This is a genomic window from Spirillospora sp. NPDC049652, assembly GCF_040675125.1.
Classification (GTDB): Bacteria; Actinomycetota; Actinomycetes; order Streptosporangiales; family Streptosporangiaceae; genus Spirillospora.
The window spans coordinates 1-1,505 of the sequence record NZ_JBFAOF010001357.1 but is presented as its reverse complement, the minus strand read 5'-3'; the positions used below and the strand labels follow the sequence as shown (position 1 = coordinate 1,505).

Here is a 1,505-nt window from a genome sequence, read left to right as displayed (position 1 = left end):
CCGGGCCCGCGCCGGGCGGGTCCGACGCGTGGGCGCTGATCGACATGGTCGCCGAGGGCATGGAGAGCGGCCTGCACACCCCGCACGCGATCATCACCGAGCTGGGGTACACCGGCTGGCCCGGGGACAAGTTCGCGCGGCTGCTGGGGCTGTTCGCCGAGTCCGGGCACCCGTGGGCGGAGCGGGTCCTGGCGCTGATGGCGGAGCACCATCCGGAGCCGTCCGGGGCCGCCGCGGCGCGCGCCCTGCTCGACCCGCCCGGGCCCGTGCTGCCCTGACCGCCCGGGCCCGTTCTCGCCGCGACGGACGGGCCCGTCTGTCCTGACCGCCCGGCTCGCCCGCAGCGCCCGGCTCGGCCGGGGAGCCGGGTTTGGGGCGAATTATGAGCGGGCTTTGACCTGGTACCGACCCCGTCGCGGGCATGAAACGATCATGGCTGTCACCGCGCCGCAGGCGTCCCGTCCGGTCCCCCGCCTCCGCCGATCCCGCCGCCCTCCGGCCGTCCGACCAGGGCGGACCGGCGGGCGTCCACCGGGAGGACGGCGGCCATGAACCCGGTCTTCTCCCCCGACATCGCCATCGACCTCGGGTCCCGCAGCGTGCGGGTGCACGTCCGGGGGCGCGGGAAGGTCCTGACGCAGCCGCCGCTGCTCGCGGTCTGCGCGCGCACCGGACGGATCCTGGCCGCCGGGGACTCGGCCGCCGAGATGCGCAAGCGCGCGCTGCCCTGGATCCGCTTCGAGCAGCCGTTCCAGGCCGGCATCCCCCTCGACACCGACCCCGCCGCCCGGCTGCTGCGCCGCCTGGTCCGGGCCGCCCAGGGCAGACGCCCGTACCTGGTCAAGCCGCGGCTGGCGGTGGCCGTCCCGACCACCCTCACCGACGTGCAGGAACGGGCCCTGCGGGAGGTGCTGTACGCGGTCGGCACCCGGCAGGCGCACCTGGTCCCGACCCCGATGGCCGCCGCGCTCGGCGCGGACCTGCCGGTGGAGGGGGCCCACGCGACCATGGTCGTGGACGTCGGCGCGACCGCGACCAGCGTCGCGGTGCTCGCCTGGGGCGGCCTGATCTGCGCCCACCACTCGCTGGCGGGCGGGGACGCGCTGAACCGCGCGATCGCCGCCCTGGTCCGGCACCGGGACGGGCTGCTCATCGCCGAGCAGACCGCCGAGGAGGCCAAGCTGCAGGTCGGCGCGGTGCACCCGCGCGGACGGCAGCGGACCCGCCGGATGGTGGTGCACGGCCGCAACCTCGTGACCGGCCTGCCGGGCGCGACCGTGCTGTCGTCGGCGGACGTGGCGCGGGCCGTGGCCGGTCCGCTCAGCGAGATCGTCCGGTCGGTGCGGGCGGCGCTGGCGCTGTGCCCGCCGGAGCTGTCGGCCGACATCATCCCGACGGGCATGCTGCTCACCGGCGGCGGCGCCCGCCTCAAGGGCCTGCCCGCGGTGCTGCGGGACGCGACCGGCCTGCCGGTCGCGCTCGCCCCCGACGCCGAGGACGCCGTG

At 77.3% G+C, this 1,505-nt stretch carries 1 protein-coding gene and 1 pseudogene; both read left to right on the top strand.

Going from position 1 to position 1,505, the window contains the following annotated elements; genetic code table 11:
* A pseudogene (locus AB0J52_RS40170) lies at nt 1–278 on the top strand (hypothetical protein); the annotation flags it as partial.
* 270 nt (nt 279–548) lie between these two features.
* The coding region (locus AB0J52_RS40165) for a rod shape-determining protein (RefSeq protein ID WP_500188433.1) at nt 549–1,505 on the top strand (957 nt) is incomplete at its 3' end.